Annotated in this window: 5 protein-coding genes; 4 read left to right on the forward strand and 1 reads right to left on the reverse strand. The window is 40.1% G+C overall.

The window, feature by feature from the left end; all coding sequences use genetic code 11:
• From QOS10_RS09065 to QOS10_RS09075, 3 genes are all read left to right on the forward strand, one after another.
• The coding region (locus QOS10_RS09065; protein ID WP_283595155.1) for a group II intron maturase-specific domain-containing protein at positions 1-384 on the forward strand (384 nt) is incomplete at its 5' end.
• A gap of 102 nt (positions 385-486) precedes the next feature.
• Positions 487-984 (forward strand): Lreu_0056 family protein, encoded by a 498-nt coding sequence (locus QOS10_RS09070; RefSeq protein ID WP_283595156.1) that lies wholly within the window; start codon positions 487-489, stop codon positions 982-984.
• A 176-nt stretch (positions 985-1,160) separates the two neighbouring features.
• Positions 1,161-2,501, forward strand: coding sequence for a glutamate--cysteine ligase (locus tag QOS10_RS09075; RefSeq protein WP_283595157.1), 1,341 nt, complete (start codon positions 1,161-1,163; stop codon positions 2,499-2,501).
• 41 nt (positions 2,502-2,542) lie between these two features.
• Here QOS10_RS09075 and QOS10_RS09080 read toward each other — a convergent pair whose 3' ends face one another.
• Positions 2,543-3,262, reverse strand: a complete 720-nt coding sequence (locus QOS10_RS09080) for a gamma-glutamyl-gamma-aminobutyrate hydrolase family protein (protein ID WP_098045201.1) — start codon at positions 3,260-3,262, stop codon at positions 2,543-2,545.
• 129 nt (positions 3,263-3,391) lie between these two features.
• Between QOS10_RS09080 and QOS10_RS09085 the strand changes: the two genes are divergently transcribed.
• A complete protein-coding gene (locus tag QOS10_RS09085; protein WP_283595158.1) occupies positions 3,392-4,258 on the forward strand; it encodes an aldo/keto reductase in 867 nt (288 codons plus the stop codon).
• The last annotated feature ends 167 nt before the right edge of the window (positions 4,259-4,425 follow it).

A 4,425-nucleotide genomic window follows, 5' to 3' on the forward strand; every position in this document is an offset into this window, starting at 1 on the left:
AAAGCGCTGAAGTTATTAACTAAACGTAATCGTGGAATATCTCTGACAAGAATGTTTGAAGAAATTCATCGAAAAATGCGTGGGTGGCTTCAGTACTACTCAATTGGGAAACTAACTAACTTTATTCAACGCCTCGACAAGTGGTTGAGGGTTCGAATAAGGCAGTATATCTGGAAGCAATGGAAAAAGTTTAAAACTAAGATAACTAACTTACAGAAGTTGGGGCTGTCCCAGCGTGATGCATATGTCTTCGCTAGTACCCGCAAGGGCTACTGGCGAACTGCACATAGTAAGACCTTGAGCTATTCTCTAACTAATAGAAAACTGGAACAACTTGGACTTATGAATATGTCCAAGACGCTCCAGTCAATTCAATGTGATTAAGTTGTCGAACCGCCGTATACGGAACCGTACGTACGGTGGTGTGAGAGGTCGATAATTGAACTAATCAATTATCTCCTACTCGATTAGATTGAGGAATGAACGATGAAACGACAAAAGATAATTAAATTTCTAGGATTAGTAGTGGTTGTAATTGGAATAGGAGTAGGAGGAGCTGTTAATATTGCGCTAAAAGATAGTCATAATGAGAAGCCAAAAACCGTGCAGGAGACCAGTCAGAAGTCACGCCTAAGGTTAACCGATCAACAGTTAAGCATTTTAGTAGGTTTAGCAATGGATCCAAAGTGGTTAACAGAACAGCTTAATAGCAATCAACTAGTCTATGGTGTCGTTAAACCATCGGATACCGTTCCAAAAGGAATTGGAGAAAATGAAAGCTTCCTAATTGCAGCGGGTGAGAGGCAGAGAATCATCTATTTTTCAGTTAATGAAGATCAAACTGTTGAGATTAAGGATAGTCAAAATAACCAAATAAGACGAAAAAAGGAAGTAACGATAAGGCAATTAGTAAGGAGATTTTATCAAACCTCGAAACAGCAACAACAAGTTAATGAGTTGGTTAGTGAGTTACGAACAGAGTAGGATAAGCGTTAGTAATTGAATAAATACTTAAATTTTATTTGTACTATTACTTAAACAGCGGCCTAGTTCAGTAGTGAACTTAATAATCTTTAGTATTTATGATTGAATATTGCCTTAGAGGAACATAACATGTATATTATTAGAAAATAATGAGAGAGTTATGAGGAGGGACAGCAATGTTCAGTCAAATTGGTCAATTAATCTTTGATAATGAGGCTGTTGCAAAGACTCAGGATTTTACAATGGGCCTTGAAATCGAAATGCAACGGGTGGATGAGAATGGTAACATTAGCCAGGAGCCATATCCATCGGCAATTGGTGATGAAAAGACCAATCCATGGATTACCAATGATTTTTTGGAAACAATGTCTGAAACGGTAACGCCGTCTGCTCAACACGCACTTGATGCAATGCACTATTTATACGTTATCAATAATTCGTTGCGTTCTGCACTAGCTCCTGGAGAATTACTTTGGCCCTTATCAATGCCACCACGGTTGCCAAAGGATAAGCGGAAATTGCGGCTGGCTAAGATGGGCCCCGAAAAAGAGGCGTATTTAAAGGAATGGGCAAAGCGTCATGGCTACTCACAGGGAACTCCCTGTGGTGCTCACATCAACTTAAGTATTGATCAACACGTTATTGCACTAGTTCAAAAACATTTCCCGGGAAAGTTTAAAGATGAGCGGGAAGTCCGTAACTACCTTTACACAATATTAGCGCAAGGCTTTGTTCGCTATCGCTGGTTTATCACTTACCTGTTTGGTGCTAGTCCAATTGCGGAAGCAAACTACTTTGAAAATGGTCAAGGACCTCAACACCCGCTTCGGAGCATTCGCCAAAGCAAGTACGGATTCGGTACCAAGTTTACTGGCGACTTTACCAATCTTGATCGATACATTGCGCGAATTGAAAAGGGAGTTAAGGATGGTGTCCTAACATCAGACTATGAATTTCACGGCCCAGTCCGTTTTAAGGGTAATCGCAATCTTAAGGATTTACCGAAAAATGGAATCGAATACCTTGAATTACGAATGCTCGATCTTGATCCAAGTAGTTCAGTTGGGATTCGTACGGGGACGTTACGGTTTATCCGGCTGCTTGCTAGTTACTTCATCATGCACCCAGCATTAAATGAAGAGGAAGTTAATGATATTCTAAAAAACGCTGATAAGATGAATGAGGTCGTTGCGGAAGAAGATCCACGGGAAAACTGCAAGTACCAAGCAACTGCTCGGGCACTAGTGAAGAGTCTTGAACGGTATGCAAATCAAATTCAATTGGGACCAGAATATGCTGAAGTACTTGAAGATTTAGAAGATCGGGTTGAAAATCCACTGACAACACCAAGTGCTAAACTGCTAAACTACGTCAAAGATGGTTCGTTAACGGAATATGCACTTCGTCGAGCAAAACGTTATCAGGTTGCAGCTCAGGAATCGATTAATCCGTTTAAGGGATTTGAAGATGGGAAAATTTATAGCTCAGACGAGTTACGAAAAGCATTAAGTAGATAAATAAAGAGAAGAGGCAAGTTTTTCTTACCTCTTCTCTTTATTTATTCTTGTGCTCGTTGAATTAGATCAGCGAAAAGCGCTTGTGAATAATCATAATGCTTAAACATGTTTTCTGGATGCCATTGAACAGCCAGAACACGATCATTATCGATCGATTCAATAGCTTCGGGAATTTGGTCATCAGCTCGTGCTGTTACTCTTAGGTCGTTTCCAATTTGGTTTAATGCTTGGTGATGACGAGAGTTAACATAGGGCCGTGAACCAACCAAGTTAAAGATTCGACTGTCCTGTTTTACATTAACATGGTGGGACGGAAAGTTTCCCGGAGCATTTTGGGAGTGCTTTAGGGTTTGCCGCGGATCTTCTGATAAGTCTTGAAAAACAGTTCCACCGAGAGCAACATTGATTACTTGCATTCCGCGACAAATTCCCATTAATGCCTTATTTGCTTCTAGCGCGGCTTTAACTAACGCAACTTCAAATAAATCGCGTTTGAAGTATGTAGATCCTAATTCTTGATGCGGCTCTTCACCGTAAAAAGTGGGATCAACGTCACTGCCACCCGCAAAAATAATCCCATCGAAAAGATCAAGATAGTTGGGAATTAACTCAGGATCCACACTAGGAAAAATTACTGGGAGGCCTCCTGATTTAACAATTGCTTCGATTAGTGGCCGAGGAGCATAAGCAGCGTTACGCTCATTAATAATATTAGTAGCCTCAGTTAAAGTGTCTGCTGGAATTGCAATTCGTGGTCGCATAGAAAACCTCCTTGAATTATTTTAATAGTATTATAATAGAATTTTAATAAAGTAGAAAGAGACATTTTAAAAATTACCCTAAATGAGAGAAAGACTATATAATAGTAAGTATGAAAGAAGTGAAAAAGAATGATTGAATTAACTGATATTAACTCAAAGATGAATTTAAATAACGGGACCCAAATTCCGTGTGTCGGTTACGGGACGTTTCGGACTCCCGCTGACGTTGCCGAAAAAGCGGTTGCTGATGCAATCAAGGTTGGTTACCGTCACATTGACACGGCAGCTGTATATGGTAATGAAGAAGCGGTTGGTAAAGGAATTAAGGATTCTGGAATTGACCGAGAAGACCTCTTTGTAACCAGCAAGTTGTGGAACGACAATCGGGGTTATGAATCGACAAAGAAAGCCTTTCAAGAAACTTTGGATCGGCTTCAAATGGACTACCTTGACTTGTACTTAATTCACTGGCCAGCAAACCAAAAGCAATTCGGTACTGATGCAAGTAAAATTAACGCTGAAACCTGGCGGGCAATGGAAGACCTGTATAAAGAGGGCAAAATTAAGGCAATCGGTTTAAGTAATTTTATGCCGCACCATATTGTTGACTTAATGAAGACCGCAACGGTAGCTCCAGCTGTTGACCAAATCGAGGTTCATCCTGGTTGGCCCCATACTGAACAGGTAAAGTATTTACAAGCACATAATATTCTGGTAGAAGCTTGGGCCCCGCTTGGCGGACAAGGAGCAAGCGTAATGACTAACCCAACAATTCTGCAAATTGCTGATAAGTACGATAAAACGCCTGCACAGGTTAGTTTGCGATGGATTATTCAACAGGGAATTGTGCCACTACCAAAGTCAATCCATGAAAACCGGATGGTTCAAAACAAGGACATCTTTGATTTTACGTTAACTGATGACGAAATGAAGAAGATTAGTCTTTTGACTAACCTCGGTGGCCAATGTGCAGATCCGGATGATGTTGATTTTTAAGATCTAAATATTTAAATGGATGATCCTAGACATATTGTCGGGATCATTTTTTTGCGTTTTTATCGACCGTTTGTTCGATTAAGATGTTATAATAAGGCAGATTGCAAGAAATAACTTGAACGAATTTAATGACGTAAATTAAGCAGGAAGATCTCGATTGGTGTGCG

This window comes from Limosilactobacillus galli (assembly GCF_947381495.1).
In the GTDB taxonomy this organism is placed as follows: domain Bacteria; phylum Bacillota; class Bacilli; order Lactobacillales; family Lactobacillaceae; genus Limosilactobacillus; species Limosilactobacillus galli.